The 22,111-nt window shown below is 53.1% G+C and carries 15 protein-coding genes; 5 read left to right on the top strand and 10 right to left on the bottom strand.

Annotated elements, in window-relative coordinates:
• Nucleotide 1 precedes the first annotated feature (1 nt).
• Together nrdR and glyA are read right to left on the bottom strand one after the other, a co-directional pair.
• The gene (nrdR, locus tag ACMHXI_RS20850; RefSeq protein ID WP_025009434.1) at nt 2-454 is read right to left on the bottom strand and encodes a transcriptional regulator NrdR; all 453 of its coding nucleotides are present in this window, start codon (nt 452-454) and stop codon (nt 2-4) included.
• A 109-nt stretch (nt 455-563) separates the two neighbouring features.
• Nucleotides 564-1,817, bottom strand: coding sequence for a serine hydroxymethyltransferase (glyA, locus tag ACMHXI_RS20845; protein ID WP_025009435.1), 1,254 nt, complete (start codon nt 1,815-1,817; stop codon nt 564-566).
• A 228-nt stretch (nt 1,818-2,045) separates the two neighbouring features.
• Between glyA and ettA the strand changes: the two genes are divergently transcribed.
• Nucleotides 2,046-3,713 (top strand): energy-dependent translational throttle protein EttA, encoded by a 1,668-nt coding sequence (gene ettA, locus ACMHXI_RS20840; protein ID WP_025887609.1) that lies wholly within the window; start codon nt 2,046-2,048, stop codon nt 3,711-3,713.
• Nucleotides 3,714-3,764: 51 nt separating this feature from the next.
• Here the strand turns inward: ettA and ACMHXI_RS20835 are convergent, their stop codons facing one another.
• The 4 genes from ACMHXI_RS20835 to ACMHXI_RS20820 all read right to left on the bottom strand — a co-directional run bounded on the left by ACMHXI_RS20835 (nt 3,765) and on the right by ACMHXI_RS20820 (nt 12,150).
• Nucleotides 3,765-4,082, bottom strand: a complete 318-nt coding sequence (locus ACMHXI_RS20835; protein WP_144159086.1) for a TapY2 family type IVa secretion system protein — start codon at nt 4,080-4,082, stop codon at nt 3,765-3,767.
• 7 nt (nt 4,083-4,089) lie between these two features.
• The gene (locus ACMHXI_RS20830; protein WP_413736019.1) at nt 4,090-7,608 is read right to left on the bottom strand and encodes a pilus assembly protein; all 3,519 of its coding nucleotides are present in this window, start codon (nt 7,606-7,608) and stop codon (nt 4,090-4,092) included.
• A gap of 641 nt (nt 7,609-8,249) precedes the next feature.
• The gene (locus ACMHXI_RS20825) at nt 8,250-8,663 is read right to left on the bottom strand and encodes a TapY2 family type IVa secretion system protein (RefSeq protein ID WP_263858844.1); all 414 of its coding nucleotides are present in this window, start codon (nt 8,661-8,663) and stop codon (nt 8,250-8,252) included.
• A complete protein-coding gene (locus ACMHXI_RS20820; RefSeq protein WP_413736017.1) occupies nt 8,578-12,150 on the bottom strand; it encodes a pilus assembly protein in 3,573 nt (1,190 codons plus the stop codon). Before ACMHXI_RS20820 ends, ACMHXI_RS20825 begins: the two co-directional genes overlap by 86 nt.
• A gap of 435 nt (nt 12,151-12,585) precedes the next feature.
• Here ACMHXI_RS20820 and ACMHXI_RS20815 point away from each other — a divergent pair, with 435 nt between their 5' ends.
• The gene (locus tag ACMHXI_RS20815) at nt 12,586-13,677 is read left to right on the top strand and encodes an efflux RND transporter periplasmic adaptor subunit (RefSeq protein ID WP_144164797.1); all 1,092 of its coding nucleotides are present in this window, start codon (nt 12,586-12,588) and stop codon (nt 13,675-13,677) included.
• Nucleotides 13,677-16,796 (top strand): multidrug efflux RND transporter permease subunit, encoded by a 3,120-nt coding sequence (locus tag ACMHXI_RS20810; protein ID WP_208142615.1) that lies wholly within the window; start codon nt 13,677-13,679, stop codon nt 16,794-16,796. Before ACMHXI_RS20815 ends, ACMHXI_RS20810 begins: the two co-directional genes overlap by 1 nt.
• An 83-nt stretch (nt 16,797-16,879) precedes the next feature.
• Here ACMHXI_RS20810 and ACMHXI_RS20805 read toward each other — a convergent pair whose 3' ends face one another.
• Nucleotides 16,880-17,233, bottom strand: a complete 354-nt coding sequence (locus ACMHXI_RS20805) for a DUF1428 domain-containing protein (protein ID WP_025887599.1) — start codon at nt 17,231-17,233, stop codon at nt 16,880-16,882.
• Nucleotides 17,234-17,442: 209 nt separating this feature from the next.
• Nucleotides 17,443-17,868 (bottom strand): OsmC family protein, encoded by a 426-nt coding sequence (locus tag ACMHXI_RS20800; RefSeq protein ID WP_107352705.1) that lies wholly within the window; start codon nt 17,866-17,868, stop codon nt 17,443-17,445.
• A gap of 300 nt (nt 17,869-18,168) precedes the next feature.
• On the opposite strand from ACMHXI_RS20800, the gene ACMHXI_RS20795 reads away from it, so the two are divergent.
• Nucleotides 18,169-18,921 carry a substrate-binding periplasmic protein gene (locus ACMHXI_RS20795; RefSeq protein ID WP_037436415.1) on the top strand — a complete coding sequence of 251 codons (753 nt, stop codon included), beginning with the start codon at nt 18,169-18,171 and terminating at the stop codon, nt 18,919-18,921.
• A gap of 60 nt (nt 18,922-18,981) precedes the next feature.
• Nucleotides 18,982-19,404 (top strand): thioesterase family protein, encoded by a 423-nt coding sequence (locus ACMHXI_RS20790; protein WP_117200446.1) that lies wholly within the window; start codon nt 18,982-18,984, stop codon nt 19,402-19,404.
• A gap of 31 nt (nt 19,405-19,435) precedes the next feature.
• On the opposite strand, the gene ACMHXI_RS20785 is transcribed toward ACMHXI_RS20790, so the two are convergent.
• Nucleotides 19,436-20,929: a putative bifunctional diguanylate cyclase/phosphodiesterase gene (locus tag ACMHXI_RS20785; RefSeq protein ID WP_117200445.1), complete on the bottom strand. Its 1,494-nt coding sequence runs from the start codon at nt 20,927-20,929 to the stop codon at nt 19,436-19,438.
• Nucleotides 20,930-20,976: 47 nt separating this feature from the next.
• A complete protein-coding gene (locus ACMHXI_RS20780) occupies nt 20,977-21,819 on the bottom strand; it encodes an HDOD domain-containing protein (protein WP_025887591.1) in 843 nt (280 codons plus the stop codon).
• Nucleotides 21,820-22,111 lie beyond the last annotated feature (292 nt).

The raw sequence follows: 22,111 nt of genomic DNA, 5'->3' as shown, positions 1-22,111 counted from the left end.
CCTATTTTTTCTCCAGCTTGGCAATCGCTTCACCAAACTCTGACACATCTTCAAAGGCACGATACACAGAGGCAAAGCGAATATAGGCCACCTTATCCAGCTCAATAAGATGATCCATCATCAGATTGCCGATCATTTCCGAGGTCACTTCCCGCTCGCCTGTGGCTCTGAGGGTGGACTTGATCTTGCTGATCGCCTCTTCAATCTTATCCATGGAAACCGGACGTTTCTCGGCGGCGCGCAGCATACCGCCGCGCAGCTTGTCCTCATCGAACGGTTGCCTGCTGCCATCGCGCTTGATCACTCTGGGCATGACAAGCTCGGCACCTTCAAAGGTGGTAAAGCGTTCATGACACAGAGTACATTCCCGGCGACGGCGCACCTGATGACCGTCTGCCACCAGCCTGGAATCTATCACCTTGGTATCCGTCGCACTGCAAAATGGACAATGCATTATGCCTCCTGGTGCTCAGTTGCCGGCAGCGGCTGCTGCTAAATGGCAGAAACAAAAATGGCCGCTGAATTCAGCGGCCATCGAAGTTTATCCTATTCCCTTGAAAAGGTTAACCGTAAACAGGGAAGCGAGCGCACAGTTCCAGCACCTGGCCCTTCACTCGCTCGATAACGGCGTCATCGTGAGCATTGTCGAGCACATCACAGATCCAGCCGGTCAGTTCACGGGCTTCGGCTTCCTTGAAACCGCGGCGAGTGATGGCCGGAGTACCGATACGCACCCCGGAGGTCACAAAGGGTGAGCGGGGATCATTAGGCACTGAGTTCTTGTTGACTGTGATATTGGCACGGCCCAGAGCGGCGTCGGCTTCTTTACCGGTCAGCTCACGGCCAATCAGGTCCACCAGCATCAGATGGTTGCTGGTACCGCCGGAAACTATCTTGTAACCGCGTTCGAGGAACACCTCAACCATGGCCTTGGCGTTATTAACCACCTGCTGCTGATAGGTTTTGAATTCCGGCTCCAGTGCTTCTTTGAAGGCCACGGCTTTACCGGCGATAACGTGCATCAGAGGACCACCCTGACCGCCCGGGAATACCGCGGAATTCAGCTTCTTGTACAGATCTTCATCGTCGGCAGCCGACAGAATCACACCACCGCGGGGACCGGCCAGTGTCTTGTGAGTGGTCGAAGTCACCACGTGGGCGTGCGGCACAGGGTTAGGATAAACACCGGCAGCGATAAGACCGGCCACGTGGGCCATATCGACAAACAGGTAAGCGCCAATTTTGTCGGCGATTTCGCGCAGCTTGGCCCAGTCAACTATGCCTGAGTAGGCCGAGAAGCCGCCGATGATCATCTTGGGCTTGTGTTCCAGCGCCAGCGTTTCGAGTTCGCTGTAGTCAATCTTGCCGGACTCGTCGATACCGTAAGGAATGATGTTATACAGCTTGCCGGAAAAGTTAACCGGAGAGCCGTGGGTCAAGTGACCACCGTGAGCCAGGTTCATCCCCAGTACGGTATCGCCGGGTTGCAGCAACGCCATATAAACCGCGCTGTTGGCCTGTGAACCTGAGTGTGGCTGAACGTTGGCGTAAGTAGCGCCAAACAGCTGCTTGGCACGCTCAATTGCCAGAGTCTCCACCACATCGACATACTCACAACCACCGTAGTAACGCTTGCCTGGATAACCTTCGGCATACTTGTTGGTCAGTTGTGAGCCCTGGGCTTCCATGACTCTGGGGCTGGTGTAGTTTTCGGAGGCGATCAGCTCAATGTGCTCTTCCTGACGACGGGTTTCATCCTCAATCGCCTTGAACAGCTCAGGATCATAGTCGGCAATGTTCATACTTTTCTTCAGCATCTGTCACTCCAGCTGGCAAATCTTATTGGTAGGGTTGCGCGGTATTCTACTCTGAGTGTGACAAATATCCCAGTCGCAGGATGATGAAAATCCTTGTGTCAGCAGATGACTATGTTTCATTTGCTGAACAATGGTGCCGCTATCTGGCCGCATCTGGCAGGAGCCCTGTCAAATTGGTAAACTGCCGCCAGTTTAGGAAAACTCAGTTCAGGACAACAGAGAAACAATATGGCTCAGTTTGTATACAGCATGCTGAGGGTCGGTAAAATAGTGCCGCCCAAAAAGCAGATCCTCAAAGATATTTCATTGAGTTTCTTCCCCGGCGCCAAAATTGGTGTCCTGGGTCTCAACGGCTCGGGTAAATCCACCCTGTTGAAAATCATGGCAGGTCTGGACACAGAAATTGAAGGTGAAGCCCGTCCCATGCCGGGACTCAAGATAGGTTACCTACCCCAGGAGCCCCAGCTTGATCCCAACAAGACAGTACGGGAAACCATAGAAGAAGCCGTCAGCGAAGCCAAAAACGCCCTCAAGCGTCTGGATGAAGTCTATGCGGCCTATGCTGAGCCGGATGCCGACTTCGACGCCCTGGCCAAGGAGCAAGGCGAGCTGGAAGCCATCATTCAGGCCCAGGATGCCCACAATCTGGACAACATTCTCGAGCGCGCCGCCAACGCCCTGCGTCTGCCGGAATGGGACGCCAAGGTGGAGGTGCTCTCCGGGGGTGAACGTCGCCGGGTGGCCATCTGTCGTCTGCTGCTGGAAAAGCCGGAGATGCTGCTGCTGGACGAACCGACCAACCACCTGGATGCCGAATCCGTTGCTTGGCTGGAGCACTTCCTGCAGGAATACTCAGGCACTGTGGTCGCCATTACCCACGACCGTTACTTCCTCGACAATGCCGCCGGCTGGATCCTGGAACTGGACCGGGGTGAAGGTATCCCATGGCAGGGCAACTACTCCTCCTGGCTGGAGCAGAAAGATGCCCGTCTGAAGCAGGAAGCCGCCAGCGAAAGCGCCCGCCAGAAGACGATTGCCAAGGAATTGGAGTGGGTGCGTCAGGGTGCCAAGGGACGTCAGTCCAAGGGCAAAGCCCGTATGGCCCGCTTCGAAGAGCTGAACAGCTCAGATTATCAGCGCCGCAACGAGACCAATGAGCTGTTTATTCCGCCCGGTCCTCGCCTGGGTGACAAGGTGATTGAGGTGCGCAATCTCACCAAGAGCTATGGTGACCGCATTCTGATAGACAACTTAAGCTTCAGCGTTCCCAAGGGCGCCATAGTCGGTATTATCGGTGCCAACGGTGCCGGTAAGTCGACCCTGTTCAGAATGCTCAGCGGCGCCGAGCAGCCGGACAGCGGTGAAATCGAGATAGGTGATACAGTCCAAATCGCCTCTGTGGAACAGTTCCGTGACTCGATGAACGACAAGAACACGGTTTGGGAAGAGATTTCCGGCGGTCAGGACATAATGCGGATCAACAATCTGGAGATCCCGAGCCGCGCCTATGTCGGTCGCTTCAACTTCCGTGGTGGCGATCAGCAGAAGATCATCGGCTCACTTTCCGGCGGTGAACGTAACCGGGTGCATCTGGCCAAGCTGCTGCAAGCCGGCGGCAACGTGTTGCTGCTCGACGAACCGACCAACGATCTGGACGTGGAAACTCTGCGGGCACTGGAAGAAGCGCTGTTGGAATTCCCCGGCTGCGCCATGGTGATCTCGCACGACCGTTGGTTCCTCGACCGTATCTGTACTCACATCCTCGACTACCGTGACGAGGGGCAGGTTAACTTCTACGAAGGTAACTACACAGAATACTCGGCCTGGCTGAAAAACCAATTCGGTGCCGATGTGATTGAGCCACACAGACTCAAGTACAAGCGGATGACCAAGTAATAGAAAAACCGTACAAAAAACGGAGGCAAACGCCTCCGTTTTTTATTTCCTTTAACCCAGGCCCGCTTCAGAATCGTCCAACTGCCTGCCACTGTCCGAGCGAAACGCCTGCTCTCTGGGCACACACTCAAACACTTCACGCACATAATGGCGTTTGCCGCGGTTACCTATCCGCTCCAGCTTCATTCCCGGCATCTGCCGCTGGTAGAGCTCGGCCTTGGCCGGATCCCAGGAGACCCGAATAATCTCCTGCGCCGCTCTTGTTGTTTCCACCAGGCACTTATAGTCCTGACGTTGCCCCTTGGGCTGTGCGGCAGCCAGGGGCAGACTCAAGAGTATGGCCAAAGACAACATCAGCTTGTTCATCATCCGCTCCTCAGTTGGCCTGATAGTAATAAATCTTGTTGGTAGACGGGCCGCCGCCGACACACTTGTGATCGCCAGCTGGGCAGCCTGGATCCGGCTTCACCTTCTCCATATCTTCGCCGGCATTGCCAATGCCTATCAAATACATATAGCTATCGGCCACAGTGCCATCACTCCTGATATTGGGCGGCACAACCAACTGCGGTGTATCCGGGACACTCTCTCCCATCTCCAGATAGGTTTTTGTGTAACTGCGGGTGCCCTTGTGCAGATCAAAGCCATAGAGGTAGCCCTGCCCGGCAACCAAACACTGGTTGGTGGAGGTCTGCGAGCCGGGCACATAGGAGGTAAAGAAAACCCGCCCTTTGATGATACTGGCATCGGAAAGGCTTTTTTCACCATTGCGGGTAAAGTCGTAATACCAACCGCGCTTGCGGCCAAAAGCAATATGTTCTTTCTCTGAAGTCGGCGCCTTGGCAGTCACATCGTAAAGATCCGCCAACGTCAGTGCCTGAGGCACTGCCTTGCCCTTGAAACTCTGACTGAGGGTATTTCTGTCCTGCAGAACAAAGAACATGTCCGAGCGACTGGTATTCGATGGAGATGGCCTGAGTCCGGAGCCGACCACCACGGCATCGTAAGGGATCTGCTGCGCCGAAATCACCGTCTTTGACTGGCCGTTGACCGTGACACGGTTCTCGCTCAGATTGCCAAACATGGTTTGCGCCACCACAGGGGCGGCAAAGAAGCGCCTGTCGGTATTCTCTGTGCTGCCACCAAGAGAAGCAAACTTGAAGGCACTCCATTGTTTGGTGTCGGCACCAGCCATATCCAGCCGCCAAACATTGGCCCCGGTATCTGTGGCATAGATACGGTCAGTAACGCCATCACCATTGCTGTCAAGAATCGCGACCGAATTGGGAATGCTGTCCCTCAGCCCCGGCATTGGAGTATCACCGCCGGGGCCAAATCTGTGCAGTAACTTGCCGGTTTCGGCATCCAGAATGAACACCCCTCGGCCCTGGCTATCGGCGCCACCGACCTCCAGAGTATCCTTGGCCGGAGAGTACCCTGCCCCAAAGATGAGCACCGGCTTATCACCCTGACCTGGAATGGTGGTCACCACAGGCTTGGCCCAGCTTTGCCCCAACTCACTCATGCCGGCCGAGTCTGCGCTGATATGCCACATCAGGCTAGGCTTATCCGGATTGGTCACATTCATGGCGTAGTAACCACGGCCACCACGCCGCAGCCCCATAAATACCCAAGCCTTCTCCATCTTGTTGCCGCTGCGCTTGATATAAGCCACGGGTGAGCCATCAAAACCATAAACCGAATGCACGCCGGAAGGTACGTTGGCTCTGAGCGTTGCCAGATTGGGCAAAAATTCCCAAGGCATAAAGGCCCAGCTCTCATTGACCGAGTCCCCTTTGTCCTGAAACATATGCAGCATGCCGTGGTTACTGCCCACCAGAATACGGATATCCGGGTTCTTTGCGGACGAACCGAAATCTATGGCCAAAGGTTTGGAATGCAAGGGGTCGCCCAGAAGGTCATGGCGCTTATCGCTGCGGCTGTTGTTTTGGTTGTCATCGTCAATATCCTTGCCGATAACCCAGTCGAACAGATCCTGCAGTTGGCTTTTGTCTACTCCCATATGCTGCGCCAGCTTGGCCTCGCCACCGGCGTAACTGCTGGCCGCGGCCTTGGTCAGGGGCGACAAACCGCCTTTGGAAGCAAAATTGCCGTAGAAAGTGCGCTGCTTTTGGTTATAGAGGGCCTCGGCCACCCCACCTTTGGTGACATCGTCGCCATCACCACCGGCGTTGCAAGCCGCCTGAGAGCTCCAGAAGGAGCAGGCCGAGGTATTGATATTGCCATTGTCGGCAATGGCCGGATTGCCGTTTTTGTCTACCACATCCCCTGTGCCTGTCACCCTGAATTTCTTGATATTGCCACGCCAACGGGGGCCCTTGTTGGGCAGAAACATGGAGTAGTACACAGAGTCAAAGGTCTGCACCTTGTTAAAGTTGTTGCTGGCCACTGAGGGCGAGGTGAAACTGGCATTCTTCTCCAGAATTTGATTGACCACCAACTGGATTGCCGACTGCAGCTTGCTGGCATTTTGGGCATCAAAGTAACGGCCGCCGCCTTTTTCAGCAGTCTTTCTCAGCAAGGCTTCCGCCCTGGCCGCCCCCTCACTGAAACCTATGGTAAAAGTATTGACCGTCTGTTTGCCGGCCATATTGGGGTTGACATCATTGCTGGCCATCCAGCTGCTCAGGGCACTGAGATAACTGTTGCCATTACGGCTCACATAGGCATCCTTGCCCCCGGTCATCCCCTGCACCAAGCCGTCAGCGGCGCTATCCAGCGTCGGCTCACCGTCTGTGATATAGATTACATAGGCTTGGTTCTGACATTTTTTAAACGGTGAATCATAGATGCCATTCTTGATAATGCTCGGATCCGCTTGCGGCGTATTTTCCGTAAGGTAGGTGCGGGTGACTATGGGGCGGCCCCAACGATCAGTGACAACCCGCCCCCAATAGTCCCTCTTGTAGAAAGTGTAATCGCTGTCATCGTCTCCAAAATACACCCCTTGACCACTAAAGTAACGATAGGCCTCGTAGAGGGTTTCACACAAGGGTGTATTCTGGGCGTAAGCGATTTCCTTGACACTCTCGATAAGTGCTATCTTACTGGCAGCACTCTGCTGTTTTATCCCGGAGATGATCCGCCCGCCGTCACGCACTCCTTCCCTGTCATGGTTGAGGTTGAATATGGCCAGTCCCAAATCCACCCCGGGAGTCGTCACAATCACGTTCTGAATCGCTTCCTGGGCGAGTTGCAGGCGAGTCTTGGTGACCTTTTTCTTGTCGCTGTGGTACCAGCGTAGATAATCTTCTGTGTAGAGGGTCACCACACGACCTGTGCCAAAACCTGTGCGCTCGGCCGAGTCCTTAGCCGCCTTCTTCTGCGCCTCGGTCGAGCCATTGCTGACCTGGGTGTAGCTGATCACTTGATTGCGGTTACCGGCACTATCCAGCGGCAAACCATCGGGTATCCCTTCGGCATTGCCATAACGCTCATCCTGAATATCCTCGAAACAATCTACCAGGGTAACATTGGCACCATTGTTTTCGGGCAACTCTTTCCAGGTGCCATTTTGTCCGGAGAAACTGTATTCACGGACAAAACCGGTATAAATCCCATACTTGTTCAGATATTCCCAGGACGTTTGGCAGCCGTTATTGCTGCGCAAAAAACGCCAGGTCTTATCCTGCTTGCCCGGAACCGGCATATTGTCTGAATCAGGAGCACCTTTGGTGAAGTAAATAAATTCTTTCTTGGGCTCAAGAGCGCCACCACCTGCGCCGGGAGAATAACTCTCATCCACATCGTATACATAATTACCCATACTGGCCGAGTTATCGAAAATGATCAGCATTTGCGGCCGGGCACCGCTGCGCGATGAGGACTCATAAACATAGAGTTCAGTGTCATCGGCCAATAATGGGCTGGCCAATATAAAACTGCCAATACAGGAGAGCAACAAGGCCAGGAATCGCCTGCTGATTTGCCGCCAACAAGGGCCGATACATCCGTGATTTGTCATGGTAGTTACGTCGTGTTTTACCGGTGTTTATTCCACTGTTCTGATAGATAGAGATAAACAAAACACCGGACTGTAAAATAAGGCTTTTATCTCTTCGAGCCTCTATTTACCACGACAGGAACACCCAAACAACAAATTAATCAAATTATTTACATTAATATCAAAATGTGTCGATTTGGCCTCAGGTTAATCAAACAGATTTGACCTTAGCCAAATATCTGACTCGACTTCAACATTTAACCGAACACCCGCACAATATCAGCCAGTTCATTTTAGAAGATCCGGTATTCACTACTATTATGGTGTTTTTAAAATGACCTTTATTCAAAACAGGAGTGGCACACCTCTTGGCTGCGCCGAATCAAATGTAAAATATATGTATCAAAACCTCAATTGTAATTAACATGGCATTTGCTGATATCCTAAAAATTCGGAATAAGGCACCGAAGAAGAAAGTTATCAATAGGAGAGACTTGGCCACGAAAGAAACCTCTTGTTCGGGCATTTACCTATTTGATGCAAACAGAGCGATGAAGCCAACCCTGGGTCTCTCAGTCCAGATTTTTGCCGGCCTGGTCGATTTTTCTTCCTGTGGCAGAGTAAAATTCCTCATTCCTTGATACGCACTCAAACACTTCGCGTATGTAATGGCGCTGCCCACGATTGCCAATCCGCTCCAGCACCATTCCCGGCATCTGTCGCTGATAGAGTTCCGCCTTGGACGGATCCCAGGAGACCCGGATGATCTCCTGCGCCGCTCTTGTTGTTTCCACCAGGCACTTATAATCCTGTCGCGTTTGCCCCTCACTCGCCATCAGGGGGAAACATACGCTCAAAGACAAGCTAAGGATCACCTTGTTCACTGTACACCTCTGCGCTTCAATCGGCCTGGAAGTAATAGAGTTTGTGAGTCGCCGGGCCTTCACCGACACACTGTTCGTCCCCAGCAGGGCAGCCTTTATCATCAACCAGCTTGTCCATGAGTGCCGCAGCATTCCCAATACCAATCAGATAGAGATAGCTGTCCCCGGCAGTTCCGTCGGCATTGGTGCCTGGCTGCACCACCAACTGCGGGGTGTCGGGGAGACTTTCCCCCGTCTCCAGATAAGTCTGGGTATAGCTGCGCGCCCCCTTATGCAGATCAAAGCCGTAGAGATACCCCTTGCCCGAGACCAGACATTGCTCCGCCGAGGCTTTACTGCCCGGGACATAGGAAGTGAAAAACACCCGCCCTTTGATAATACTGGCATCGGACAGACTCTTTTCACCACTGCGGGTAAAGTCATAATACCAGCCGAGTTTGCGGCCAAAATCGATATGTTCCTGGGCGGAATTCGGCGCCTTGGCCGTCACATCGTAGAGTTCGGCCAGGGTCAGTGGTTGTGGGGGATCTATTTCATTGAAATTTTGGCTGGCAGTGTTTCTGTCCTGCAACACAAAGAACATGTCCGAACGACTGGTATCCGAAGGCGATGGCCTGAGTCCAGAGCCCACCACTACGGCATCATAGGGGATCTCCATGGATGAATTGACTGTCTTTGACTCGCCGTTGGTCGTGACCCGGTTCTCGGTCTGATTACTTAACATGGTTTGCGCCACTACAGGCGCGGCAAAGAAGCGCCTGTCCGTACTCTCAGTGCTGCCGCCAAGAGAAGCAAACTTGAAGGCGCTCCAATTATTACGGTCGGCATCAGGCAGGTCCAGACGCCAGATATTGGCCCCAGTGTCTGTAGCATAGATGCGGTCGCTGACACCATCACTATTGTCATCAAGCACGGCCACCGTATTGGGGATACTGTCTCTGAGTTCAGGCATTTCGGTATCACCGCCGGGGCCGAACCTGTGCAGCAACTTACCGGTTTCAGCATCCAGGATAAATACCCCGCGCCCCTGGCTGTCGGCGCTGCCCACCCTCAGAGTATCCTTGGCCGGAGAGTACCCTGCCCCAAAGATGAGTACCGGCTTATCCCCATAACCAGGAATACTGGTCACCACAGGTTTGGCCCAGCTTTGCCCCAACTCGCTCATCCCGGCCGTATCGGCATTAACATGCCACATCAGCTTGGGATTATCCGGGTTGGTAACATCCAGAGCATAGTAACCACGGCCGCCGCGCCGCAGCCCCATAAACACCCAGGCTTTCTCAAGCCTGTTGCCCACACGTTTGGTAAAGGCCACAGGTGAACCATCGAAACCATAAACCGAATGCACGCCCGACGGTGCATTGGCTTTAAGTTCAGCCAGATTGGGCAGAAATTCCCAGGGCATAAAGGCCCAACTCTCACTGACCGAAGCCCCCTTGTCCTGAAACATATGCAGCATGCCATGATTGCTGCCCACCAGGATACGGATATCCGGGTCGGTTGCGGACGAACCAAAATCTATCGCCAGAGGCTTGGAATGCAGGGGGTCACCCAAAAGATCGCGACGCTTATCGCTGCGATTGCCGTTGCGGTTGTCGTCATCGACATCCTCGCCGCGTGCCCAATCAAACAGCCCCTGCAACTGGCTGCTGTCTACCCCCATATGCTGCGCCAGCTTGGCTTCACCTCCGGCATAACCGCTGGCGGCATCTAAGGTCAGCGGTGACAAGTCGCCCCCGGCGGCAAAATTGCCATACAAAGTGCGCTGCTTTTGGTTATAGAGGGCTTCGGCCACCCCACCCTTGGTCACATCATCGCCGTCGCCTCCTTGACTGCAAGCCCCGCTGGAACTCCAAAAAGAACAGCTCTTGGCACTGATATTGCCATTCTCGGCAATGGCCGGCTCACCTTTGCTGTCGACCACTTTGCCTTTATCCGTCACTTGGAACTTCTTGATATTGCCACGCCAGCGAGGTCCCTTGTTGGGCAAAAACATCGAGTAATACACTGAATCCAAGGTTTGTAGCTTGTTGAAATTATTGCTGGCCACCGAAGGCGAGGTGAAGCTGGCGTTCTTCTCCAGAATTTGATTAACCACAGATTGAATTGCCGACTGCAACTTGCTGGCATACTGGGCATCGAAGTAGCGGCCGCCCCCCTTTTCGGCGGTTTTTCTCAGTAAGACTTCGGCCTTGGCCGCCCCCTCGCTGAAGCCTATGGTAAAAGTGGTCACTGTCTGTTTGCCTGCCAGATTGGAGTTAAGGTCATTCCGACTCATCCAACTGCTCAGGGCACTGAGATAACTCCGGCTTCTTTGGGTGATATAGGCATCCTCATCCCCCGTCATCTCTTGGATCAGATCATCGGCAGAGGCATCCTGAGTGGGTTCACCGTCGGTAATATAAACAACATAAACCTGGCTCTGGCATGGCTTGAACGGCGAAACATAGCTGCCACCCTTGATAATGCTCATATCCCTTTGCGGGGTATCTTTAACCAGATACTGATCGACAACCTTGCCATCGCTGTTTGTAAAAAAATAATCACTGTCTTTATCGGCGAAGTGCACTCCCTTGCCGCTAAAATAGCGAAAAGCCTCATAAAAGGTCTCACACAGTGGCGTGGCCTGGGCGTAGGAAATATCATTAATCCTGTTAATGAGCTCTATCTTGCTGGCAGCGGTCATGGACTTGATCCCCGAGATGATCCGTCCACCATCACGCTCCCCTTCCAGCTTGAAGTTCAAGTTGAAGATTGCCAGCCCCAAATCAACCCCAGGAGTGGTCACTATCACATTTTGAATCGCGTCCTTGGCGACCTGCAACCGGGTCTTGGTTACTTTCTTTTTGTCGCTGTGATACCAGCGCAGATAATCTTCCGTGTAGAAAGTAACCGGCCGACCCGTGCCGAAACCGGTTCGCTCTGCGGCTTCCTTGGCGGCTTTTTTCTGCTCAGCGCTGGAGCCGTCATTCACCTCTGTGTAACCAACCACTTCTTTACGATTGCCGGTGCCATCGAGCGGCAAGCCATCTACAATTCCTGAGGCGTTACCATAGTGTTCATCCTGAATATCTTCGAAACAATCAATCAAGGTAAGATTGGCACCGGCATTCTCAGGTAATTCTTTCCAGGTACCATTCTGCCCCGAGAAGCTATATTCCCGAATAAACCCGGTATAAGTTCCATACTTATTTAAATACTCCCAGGAAGTTTGACAACCGTTATTCTCCCTCTTGAACCGCCGGCTTCCTTTCTGTTCATCCAACACAGGAATATTAACTGAATCTGGAGTGCCCTTGGTAAAATACAGGAACCCGCTTTCGGTATTTTGACTGCCGGAGCCCTCTACTCCCGAGTAACTTTCATCGACATCATAGACGTACTCTTCCATGCTGCGGGAATTATCAAAAATGATCAGGATTTGCGGCCTATCGCCGGTTCGCGAGGAGGATTCGTAAACATAAAGCTCAGTATCATCGGCTGGTACCGGCCGCGCCATCATAAAGAAAATAGCCAGCAGAATTAAATTACGAGCTTGCTTTCCGCCATAACAATAACGTGAAAACTTTATATTCCTGTAAATATTCATTGTGTTTCACCATATTTATACAGGCACCAATACAGTATTCCATGAATAAACAGAACACCAAACCAAATAACAACACCAATATAAACAACTCAGTTAGCACATATAAAAACAGGCGCACAAGCGCCAAAGGAAATAATTTAATATGACTTATGAATATGATGACCAAGTCTCATTAAAACCAAGGTAAAATGACTCCTGACAAATATCTGACTCGGCAAAAATTTACAACTACACATCTTACAACTCATTTTATTAAAAACTGTTGCAGGCAAGGAACAGTTTGAGAGAACAGATTCAGACATTCGCCATCGGTCACATTTTCACACTGGAATTTGCGCTTTTTTACACTCATTTACCAGCTTTATGCTTGAGGCTCCCGTAAAATAGGCAACCTTCAGATCCTAGCGGATCTCTACCGGCATCAGATGGGACACAATGAAAAAACCTTATATCGGACTCCTGGTTCTTGGCCTTTGTGTGGCCGCCTATCTCCTCTTGACTCCGACGGCAGATAAAGCCGGCAACAAACCTGGCTCAGGCATGGGGATGGGCAAAGCCGCCGTTCCCGTAATTACCGCCACAGTCACAGAGCAATCCCTGGCACAATCCCTGACTCTGATAGGCAAGCTGGAAGCAGAACGCTCGGTCACTATAGCGCCTCAAGTCGCCGGCAAGATAGACGCTATCGCAGTGCGCTCCAACCAGGAGGTGAAGGCGGGGGAACTCTTGCTGGTTTTGGAAGAGTCCAAGGCCAAAGCGGCGGTGATGGAAGCTGAATCTTATCTGGCCGATGAGCGGCGTAAGTTGGGCGAGTATGAAAAACTCATAGGCCGCAACGCCATTACCCAGACAGAAATTGATGCCCAACGCGCCAGCGTCAGTATCGCCGAAGCCAGGCTGGCCTCGGCCAGGGCCGAACTTTCCTACCATCATCTGCGGGCTCCCTTTTCCGGTACAGTGGGCCTGGTGGATTTCAGCAAGGGTAAGCTGGTGAGCCAGGGAACCGAACTCTTGAGTCTCGATGATCTGAGCTTATTGCGGCTCGATCTGCAGGTGCCCGAATCTTATCTGTCGCAACTGAGTGTCGGCATGCAGGTACAAGGCAGCAGCAGTGCCTGGAACGGCCAACTGTTTCAGGGCAAGGTGGTTGCCATAGATCCCAGAGTCAACCCGGATACTCTCAACGTCAGGGCGCGGGTAGAATTCAAAAATAAAAACAAATACTTGAGACCTGGCATGATGTTATCGGCCACCCTGACCTTCCCACCAATTCATCAGGCGGTAGTACCTGTACAGGCGTTGGAGTATTCCGGCACCAAGCGTTATGTCTATCGCATCGATGAAAACAGCATAGCCCACCGCACCGAAGTGCATTTGGGCGCCCGGGTCGACAATCTGGTGCTTATCACAGATGGCGTCAGCCTGGGGGATCGCATTGTGGTTCAGGGACTGGTGAATATTCGTGATGGCGCCAGCGTCAAGCCCTTGACCGCCGAAGCAGTACAGCAGACCGGGGAGCTTCACTGATGTTGTTATCCGATGCCTCGGTCAAACGGCCGATCAGCGCCATAGTGCTGAGCCTGCTTTTGTGTGTCTTTGGTCTGGTGTCTTTCAGCAAGCTGTCGGTGCGGGAAATGCCGGATGTGGAGAGCCCGGTCGTCACTGTGATGACCACCTATGAAGGGGCCAGCGCCTCTATCATGGAGAGTCAGGTCACCAAAAACCTTGAGGATGAGCTGACAGGCATCAGCGGTATCGATGAAATCACCTCGGTGAGCCGCAACGGCATGTCGCGGATCACTGTGACCTTCAAATTGGGCTGGAACCTCACCGAAGGGGTGAGCGATGTCCGTGATGCCGTGGCCCGGGCGCAGCGCAGGCTGCCGGAAGAAGCCAACGACCCGATAGTCTCCAAAGACAACGGCTCGGGCGAGCCCTCCATCTATGTCAACTTGAGCTCCAGCGAGATGGATCGTACCCAGCTCACTGACTATTCCCGCCGAGTACTGGAAGATAAGTTCAACCTGATCACAGGGGTCAGCTCGGTGGATATCTCAGGAGGCCTCTACAAGGTGATGTATGTGCGCCTCAAGCCTGAGCAGATGGCCGGTCGCAATGTCACTGTGCAGGATATCCTTACAGCCCTGAAGGCGGAGAATATGGAATCCCCCGGTGGTGAGCTGCGTAACGACACCACAGTGATGACAGTGCGCACCGCCCGCCTCTATCTGAGCCCTGAGCAGTTCGACTATCTGCAGGTCAGCAGCGCAAACGGCTCGCCGGTTTATCTCAAGGATGTGGCCGAGGTATTTGTCGGCGCCGAGAATGAGAACTCCACCTTCAAGAGCAACGGCATAGTCAACCTCAGCCTGGGGATAGTACCGCAATCGGATGCCAACCCGCTGGATGTCGCCAAAGATGTCTACAAGCAGGTGGACGCACTGCAAAAGTTTCTGCCGGCCGGTACCCAGCTATATGTGGACTACGACTCGACCGTGTTTATCGATCAGGCCATAGACGAGGTATATTACACCCTCTATATCACGGCGGCGTTGGTACTGCTGGTGCTGTATATTTTCATCGGCCAGCTGCGGGCAACGCTTATTCCTGCTGTGACTGTGCCGGTATCGCTGATCTCGGCCTTTATGGCCGCCTACTTCTTGGGCTTTTCCATCAACCTGCTGACCCTGATGGCACTGATCCTGGCCATAGGCCTGGTGGTGGATGACGCCATTGTGGTGGTAGAGAATATCTTTCACCACATAGAGCGCGGGGAAGACCCGCTGCTGGCCGCCTACAAGGGCACCCGCGAAGTGGGCTTTGCCGTTATTGCCACCACGGCGGTATTGGTGATGGTATTTCTGCCCATCTCCTTTATGGAAGGCATGGTCGGCTTGCTGTTCACCGAGTTTTCCGTGCTGCTGGCGGTGTCTGTACTGTTCTCATCCCTAGTGGCGCTGACACTGACACCTGTGCTCAGCAGCCAGTTGCTCAAGGCCAATGTCAAACCCAACGCCTTCAACCGCGCCTTGAATCGCTTCTTTGCGGCGCTCGAGCTTAAGTATCGCGCCATGGTGGCCATTGCCATACGTCACAAGGTTGCGGCACCCTTGGTTATCCTCGCCTGTATCGGCGGCAGCGCCTTGCTGGTAAACCATATTCCCGCACAGCTGGCACCGCAGGAAGACCGCGGGGTGATCTTCGCCTTTATCAAGGGCGCCGAAGGAACCAGCTACAACCGCATGACAGCCAACATGGACATAGTACAGGACAGACTGATGCCGCTGCTGGGCCAGGGCGTGCTCAAGTCCTTCAGTGTGCAGGCGCCGGCCTTTGGTGGCCGCGCCGGTGATCAGACAGGTTTTGTGATCATGCAGCTCGAGGATTGGGAGGACAGGGATATCAACGCCGATCAGGCGCTGGTGATGATAGCCCAGGTATTGAAAGATATTCCCGATGTGATGGTGCGGCCCATGTTACCCGGCTTCCGTGGCCGCTCCAGTGAGCCGGTGCAGTTTGTTATCGGCGGATCCGACTATAAAGAGCTGTTCAAATGGGCACAGCTGCTGCAACAGGAGGCCAACAGCAGTGGCCTGATGCGCGGCGCCGATCTGGATTATGCCGAAACCACCCCTGAGCTTCTGGTCACGGTTGACAGACAAAGGGCGGCAGAGCTTGGTGTCAGTGTTGCCGATGTTTCGGAAACCCTGGAAGTGATGCTCGGCGGCCGCAAACAAACCACCTATGTGGACAGGGGTGAAGAGTATGATGTCTATGTGCGCGGGGATGAAAAACAGTTCAGCAGCATGAGCGACCTTAGCCAGATCTATATGCGTACCACCAAGGGCGAGCTGGTTACCCTCGACAGCCTGGCGCATATCGAAGAAGTGGCCTCGCCGCAGCGACTGAGCCATACCAACAAACAAAAGTCCATCACCATCAAGGCTAACCTCATGGATGGCGCCACTCTGGGAGAAGCGCTGGATTTCCTCGACGCCAAGGCGATTGAATCCCTGCCCGGTGATATCAGTATCAGCTATACAGGTGAGTCGAAAGACTTCAAGGAAAACCAGAGCAGCATGCTGCTGGTATTCGGTTTGGCCCTCTTGGTGGTTTATCTGGTGCTGGCGGCTCAGTTCGAAAGCTTTATCAACCCACTGGTGGTGATGTTGACCGTCCCCATGGGGGTATTCGGCGGCTTCCTTGGCCTGTGGCTGACACAACAAGGGCTCAACCTCTACAGCCAGATAGGGATGATCATGTTGATAGGCATGGTGACCAAGAACGGTATTCTGATAGTCGAATTTGCCAACCAACTGCGAGACAAGGGGCTGGCCTTCGAACAGGCGGTTATCGATGCCTCGGCGCGGCGTTTGCGGCCTATCCTGATGACCTCCTTCACCGCGATTGTCGGCGCGATTCCGCTGATCTTCTCCACCGGTGCCGGCTCTGAGAGCCGTATTGCCGTGGGAACCGTAGTGTTCTTCGGTATGGCGTTTGCGACCTTTGTCACCCTGTTGGTGATCCCGGCCATGTATCGACTCTTGTCCTATAACACCAAGTCGCCCGGCCATGTCAAAGACAGGCTCAATGCCGCTATCGCCCGGCAGCAGGCGCAGATAAACATAGGCTCAGGTTCAGATTGATTCTGCCTGGCTCAATAGAAAGCCTCAATAAAACACGGGATGCCAAGCGGCATCCCGTGTTTTATTGAGGAGTCAAAGAAAGGCTACTCCTTGAGCAGCATCTCAAAGCCGCCCCAGATCATCCTCTTGCCATCGAACGGCATATCGCCGAGAGTCTCGGGAACAGAAGGATCTGTCATGATAAACTGCATACCTTTATCGCGCGTGGCCTTGTCCGGCCAAACGATCCAGGAAACCACCACAGTCTCGTCGTCCTGGCGCTTTATCGCCATAGGCATGGAAGTAAGCTTACCTTCCGGGACATCATCCCCCCAGCATTCTACCAGCTCCAAAGCCCCCTGAGACTTGAACAGACCCGCCGCCCGGCGTGCATGCTCAAGATACTGCTGTTTCTTGGCGCTGGGAACCGGAGCGACCATCACATCGATATAACTCATTCTCGCCTCCTTTGCTATGTTATCCCTGAACTTGCATCTTCCCTTGCAAGTGTAGGAGGCGAAACGGCATTTTGCCGTCTGATCCAATGGTTATCTGTCAGCCTGTCAGTATTCACAGCAGCAGGCCTGGTTCAGCGCTTTACTTTATTTAGCCCAGGTTTGGCAAGGACTGACAGCGCTCAAGCCAAGAGCATTTGAAGCTTCAGGCATCAGACGCTTTGATGCTCTACTCTGGAGGCGCTCAACAGGTTGTCATGCACGGGACAACGATGGCAGACAGTATCGAGAAACTGCTGCTTTTGTTCTGCAGTCATGTCGGCGTCAATATCGGCATCCAGGGTAATACGGCGAAACCCGACAGGATCCTCGCTGGCTTTCCCCAGCAAACCGTCGGAATTCATCTCGCCACGCACCTTGATGTTCATCCCCCGGAGATCGATTTTCTGCTCTCTGGCTACCATTCTGGCAATGGCAGAAATACAGCCCCCCAGAGAAAACAGGAAGGTCTCAAGCGGATTGGCTCCTTCGTTACCGGCCGTCGGTTGGTCAATGACCAAGGTATGCTCACGCACCTGCGCTGTCACTTTCCAGCCTTTACCCATTTTGGTTTCAAGTTCAATAATCTTTTCTGGCATGGTACACCCCTATCCATTAGAAAAATTTCATTGAGAATAATCTAATGATATATAGAATGCAAACCACCACAATAATAAACGCCAACTGGTTCACAATCTAAAACCCGGGCTTTTCGGCACTCGCTATGAGGGGATGCAATTTAAGCAAAACACACACCCTTTGCGAAAGGTGTGGCCCGGGTATTTGCTGATTTCAGTGGCCTGTGATTCGACTCAGGGCACAGATGGGACTTGCTCGCATCTTCCCTAAGACTCAGGTACTATTTTTAACCTTTCCAAACCAGGCGACTCAATCAAAGGATGAGAATGAGATCTGGAATAATAGCTGTATTAACTTGTTTTATTTACATGTTTTCTTCAACATTGGCTTGGGCCGAAGCAGAGACAAAAGTCTTACTCGCCGCCGAAGACAGCTGGCCACCTTTTGCCGACAGAACCGGGCAAGGCTTATCCCACCAACTGATAACCGCCGCTTTCTCTATTGAGCATATTCAAGTGGAAAGCTTGGTAGTGCCCTATTCCAGAGCCTTGATGATGGCCCGTAAGGGACAGGTGCAAGGGGTGTTCAATGTGACCCGTGAGCGCAGTACCGAGCCGGATTTTCTGTTTGGTGAAGAGCCGCTGTTTGTTGCCAATGCCTCCTTCTACTACAACAGAAATCGGCCACTGAATGCCCAAAACAAATGGCAGCTACCCAAGGGCAGCGTCGTTGGGATAATCAAGGGTTACGAATACGGCGATGAATTTGCCAAACTGAGCCAACAGTTACAGTTGGTACCGGTAGCCAGCCAGGAGCAATTACTCAACCTCTTACTGCTCAACCGCATAGATGCAGCCATTATGTTCGACAAGGTGGCCGAAGGTTTTATCAAACGTATGGGTGTTGAAGAGGAGATCCTACCGGCATTTTCCAATCACCAGAGCCGAATATTTCTGGCTTTTTCGCTGCAAAATGCCTCTTCTCCAAAGCTGGCCAAGGCACTGGATGAAGGACTGAGACAGATGAAACAAAGCGGTCAATACCAGCAGATCATCAGTAGCAGCCGCCTCTGAGCTGACCTTTGCCGGCGCGAGTGCTAAACTGCCGGGCGCGACTCAATTACAGGTATTTGCATGCAACTCAGCTTCAGCCCTTGGTTTCATTTTCAATTGCAGATCTACTACGAAGATACGGACTTTTCCGGCGTGGTGTACCACCCCAATTTTCTGAAGTACTTCGAGCGCGCCCGTGAACAGGTTATAGGTGCCAACGAACTGAAACGCCTGTGGCATTCGGATGGAATAGGTTTTGCTGTCTATCGCTCCGAGCTCACCTGTCAGGAAGGGGTCGAGTTTGCCGATATCCTGGATGTCCGTACCCGTTTTGCCTTCGAAAGCAAATACCGCACAGTGTGGGAACAGGAGATCTGGCGCGAAAACGCCGCCAGGGCGGCAGTCAGTGGCCGGGTTGAAATGGTGTGCATGAATAGCCAGCGCCAGCTTTGCCCTATGCCGGCGACACTACTCGAACAGTTGGAGACACAGTTAAGGGCATAGCAGCAACAAGATTAGGCCTATAGCCAATAGTTCAGCTCACCGTCTTGGTTTGCATGCTGTGCTTGGCGTACCAGTATTCAAGCTCAGGCGCCGTCTTGGGTTTGGCGACAATATCACCCTGCAGCTGATCGGCCCCCAGGGAGATCAGCATCTGTTTCAGCGCCATAGATTCGATCCCCTCGACAGTGACCTCAAAACCCAGTGACTTGGCCATCTGGATGCTGGCACGCATAATATGCTTGGCATTGCTGTTGCTGAGCAACTCTTCATTGAACGCCTTATCGATTTTGACTTCATCTACCGGCAGATTTTTCAAATAGGCCAGCGACGAGTGCCCGGTACCAAAATCATCTATCGCCAGACGAATGTCCAGTTGCCGCAGCCGCTCCAGGATTTTTATCGCCTGCTCAAGATCGGCCATCAGGCTGCTCTCGGTGATCTCTATCGCCAGTACCTCACCCGGCAACTGATACTCCTGCAGTTGGCGTTCAATCTCCTGCAGCATGCAGCCGTTGTTGAGATCCTGCGCCGAAAGGTTAAGCGCTATCCGCACCTTGAAGCCACCGCTGCGCCACTTGCGCTGCTGCATCATCACCTGCTCCAGCGCCCACTGACTCACCAGGCCTATCATGCCGGAATACTCGGCCAGTGGAATAAACTCGGCCGGAGAAATGGTGCCGAATTTGGGATGTTCCCAACGGATGAGCGCTTCAACCTGGCGACAAAGGCCGCTGCTCACCTCTTCTTTGGCCTGATAAACCAGATACAACTGCCCTGTCTTCAACGCCTTGGGCAGGCTGTTGATGATCTCCAGCTCGCGCATTTGGATACTGTCTTCACCCGTCTGATAACCGGCCAGCAGATCACGGCTATTGCGGGCTTTTTTCAGCGCCAGATCCAGGCGGCGCAACATCAGGCTGAGATCGGTATGATGGGCATGCAAATCCAGATAGCCCATCTGAATGCGGATACTTACAGGCGTACCTTCAATATCAAAAGGCACCTGTAACCTGCCCCGCAGCCGATGCAGATCTTCTTCTGTCTGTTGCTGCTCAAAGTACAGCAGAAACTCATCTTCATTCATCCGCGCCAGTAATCTGGGCACCTGCTGCAATCCCAGCAGGCGGTCTGCCATCTGCTTGAGCAGCTGATCGCCAAAGGCAAAGCCAAACAGGTCATTGACGTAACGGAAACGGTAGATGTCCAGCAGCACCATGGTGCCCTGTTGCAGCGGCATCAAGGCGGTAACGCTGCGCTTGAGCCCTACCCTATTGGCAAGACCTGTGAGTTTATCTTTCCCCACAGGTGGCGGAAGGGCCTGCAGCAACTTCTCCAGGCTATTGACCAGCTCATAGAAGGCGACCGGCACCCAAGGCAGTTCAAGTGGTGCGCGCGCTTTTATCTGATTGTCGAGTTGTTTGCCGAGCAGCTTGATAAAGCGCCGCTCTTTTTGACGCTGGCGGCGCCACAAAAGGAGAATAAACACTGTGATTAACGCGATAGAAAGCAACCATGGGCCTATCATCAAAGCGGTATTCTCCCGTGAACGACAAAGATGGGTTAACTCAATATTTACTCATAGCTTTGCTTGATTGAATGGTACTTGTCCAGAAACTCATCACTGCCTAGCAGTTCGGCACTGACGGGCAAGCCCCTATCGACAAAGACTTCCAGACGCTGTTCAAGCTCGGCGCCGGCTCGCAACTCCCCGGCATAGAAGGCCGCCGAGCGAATGAAGTCCAGGTAAGTCACATGATCCGGCAGATAGGGCAAATCAGCCCAGCGCTCGACCACTTCCATCACATCCGGGGCAAAGTCCCAGCTCTTGAGTACCGCCCGCCCTATGGGCCCTTGCATCTTGCGCACCAAGGCTCTTAGCTGATCTATGCTGCCAAAGAGCTCCGGGTGAGCCTCGGCCTCGGTCAGTACCGGCAAGGCACCGATATTATGCACCAGCCCCGCCAGGGTCAAAGTATCATAATTCAGGCCGCTGCCCGGATGGGTCTTGTTATAGATAAGCAGCATGGCGCCGGCCGCGGCGGTTACATCTATGGAAGTGCGCCACACCTCATCCATGACTTCCCACACCATCTCGTTGGTGGAGATGAACAACTGCTCCATGGCGATGGAGGTGGCGATGGATTTGATCTGCGCCAAGCCTATACGGGTTACGGCACTGTTGATGTTTTCCGCAGGAATACCCCGGCTGTAGAAAGCACTGTTGGCTACCTTGATCAAACGCGCCGATATGGCGGCATCCTGACCTATGATATCGGCAACTTCCCTCAGGCTTGAGTCGGGACGACTGACCACCTCCTGCACCCGCATGGCCACTTCCGGCAAGGTTGGCAGCACCAGGGTATCGTTCTTGAGTTTCCGCAACAAACCAACCAAGAGTTGATGTTCGGTAGACATGCACTCTCCAATGTAAAAAAACTGTTCAGATACTGTGACTCAGTATATCAGCAACCCCGGCAGCCGTGAGCGTAAAAAAACGCCAAGTGATATCAAGTTGCCGTAGTTGGCTACTGAAATCGACTGCCGGTCACTGTTTAATCGCCACCTTGTCCCAAATGGTACCAGAAGTCGCACCTTCCTTTGATAAGGCAAGGTTTCTTGTTGTTATGCCCGTTGTGATTGACAGCCAATGTTTGGGATATTTGCATACCCCTACTTTAATTAAGTAAAATGCCGCCCCTGCTGCCAC

Source organism: Shewanella sp. BJSY2023SW005 (assembly GCF_047314585.1).
Classification (GTDB): Bacteria; Pseudomonadota; Gammaproteobacteria; order Enterobacterales; family Shewanellaceae; genus Shewanella; species Shewanella algae.
The sequence above is the reverse complement of the archived record's forward strand: the minus strand, read 5'-3'. Positions and strand labels throughout refer to the sequence as shown.

Bases quoted from the DNA above. Each gene is read 5' to 3' on its own strand.
- nrdR (WP_025009434.1), bottom strand. From the start codon at position 454: ATGCATTGTCCATTTTGCAGTGCGACGGATACCAAGGTGATAGATTCC.
- glyA (WP_025009435.1), bottom strand. From the start codon at position 1,817: ATGCTGAAGAAAAGTATGAACATTGCCGACTATGATCCTGAGCTGTTC.
- ettA (WP_025887609.1), top strand. From the start codon at position 2,046: ATGGCTCAGTTTGTATACAGCATGCTGAGGGTCGGTAAAATAGTGCCG.
- ACMHXI_RS20835 (WP_144159086.1), bottom strand. From the start codon at position 4,082: ATGATGAACAAGCTGATGTTGTCTTTGGCCATACTCTTGAGTCTGCCC.
- ACMHXI_RS20825 (WP_263858844.1), bottom strand. From the start codon at position 8,663: ATGATAAAGGCTGCCCTGCTGGGGACGAACAGTGTGTCGGTGAAGGCC.
- ACMHXI_RS20820 (WP_413736017.1), bottom strand. From the start codon at position 12,150: ATGAATATTTACAGGAATATAAAGTTTTCACGTTATTGTTATGGCGGA.
- ACMHXI_RS20815 (WP_144164797.1), top strand. From the start codon at position 12,586: ATGAAAAAACCTTATATCGGACTCCTGGTTCTTGGCCTTTGTGTGGCC.
- ACMHXI_RS20810 (WP_208142615.1), top strand. From the start codon at position 13,677: ATGTTGTTATCCGATGCCTCGGTCAAACGGCCGATCAGCGCCATAGTG.
- ACMHXI_RS20805 (WP_025887599.1), bottom strand. From the start codon at position 17,233: ATGAGTTATATCGATGTGATGGTCGCTCCGGTTCCCAGCGCCAAGAAA.
- ACMHXI_RS20800 (WP_107352705.1), bottom strand. From the start codon at position 17,868: ATGCCAGAAAAGATTATTGAACTTGAAACCAAAATGGGTAAAGGCTGG.
- ACMHXI_RS20795 (WP_037436415.1), top strand. From the start codon at position 18,169: ATGAGAATGAGATCTGGAATAATAGCTGTATTAACTTGTTTTATTTAC.
- ACMHXI_RS20790 (WP_117200446.1), top strand. From the start codon at position 18,982: ATGCAACTCAGCTTCAGCCCTTGGTTTCATTTTCAATTGCAGATCTAC.
- ACMHXI_RS20785 (WP_117200445.1), bottom strand. From the start codon at position 20,929: ATGATAGGCCCATGGTTGCTTTCTATCGCGTTAATCACAGTGTTTATT.
- ACMHXI_RS20780 (WP_025887591.1), bottom strand. From the start codon at position 21,819: ATGTCTACCGAACATCAACTCTTGGTTGGTTTGTTGCGGAAACTCAAG.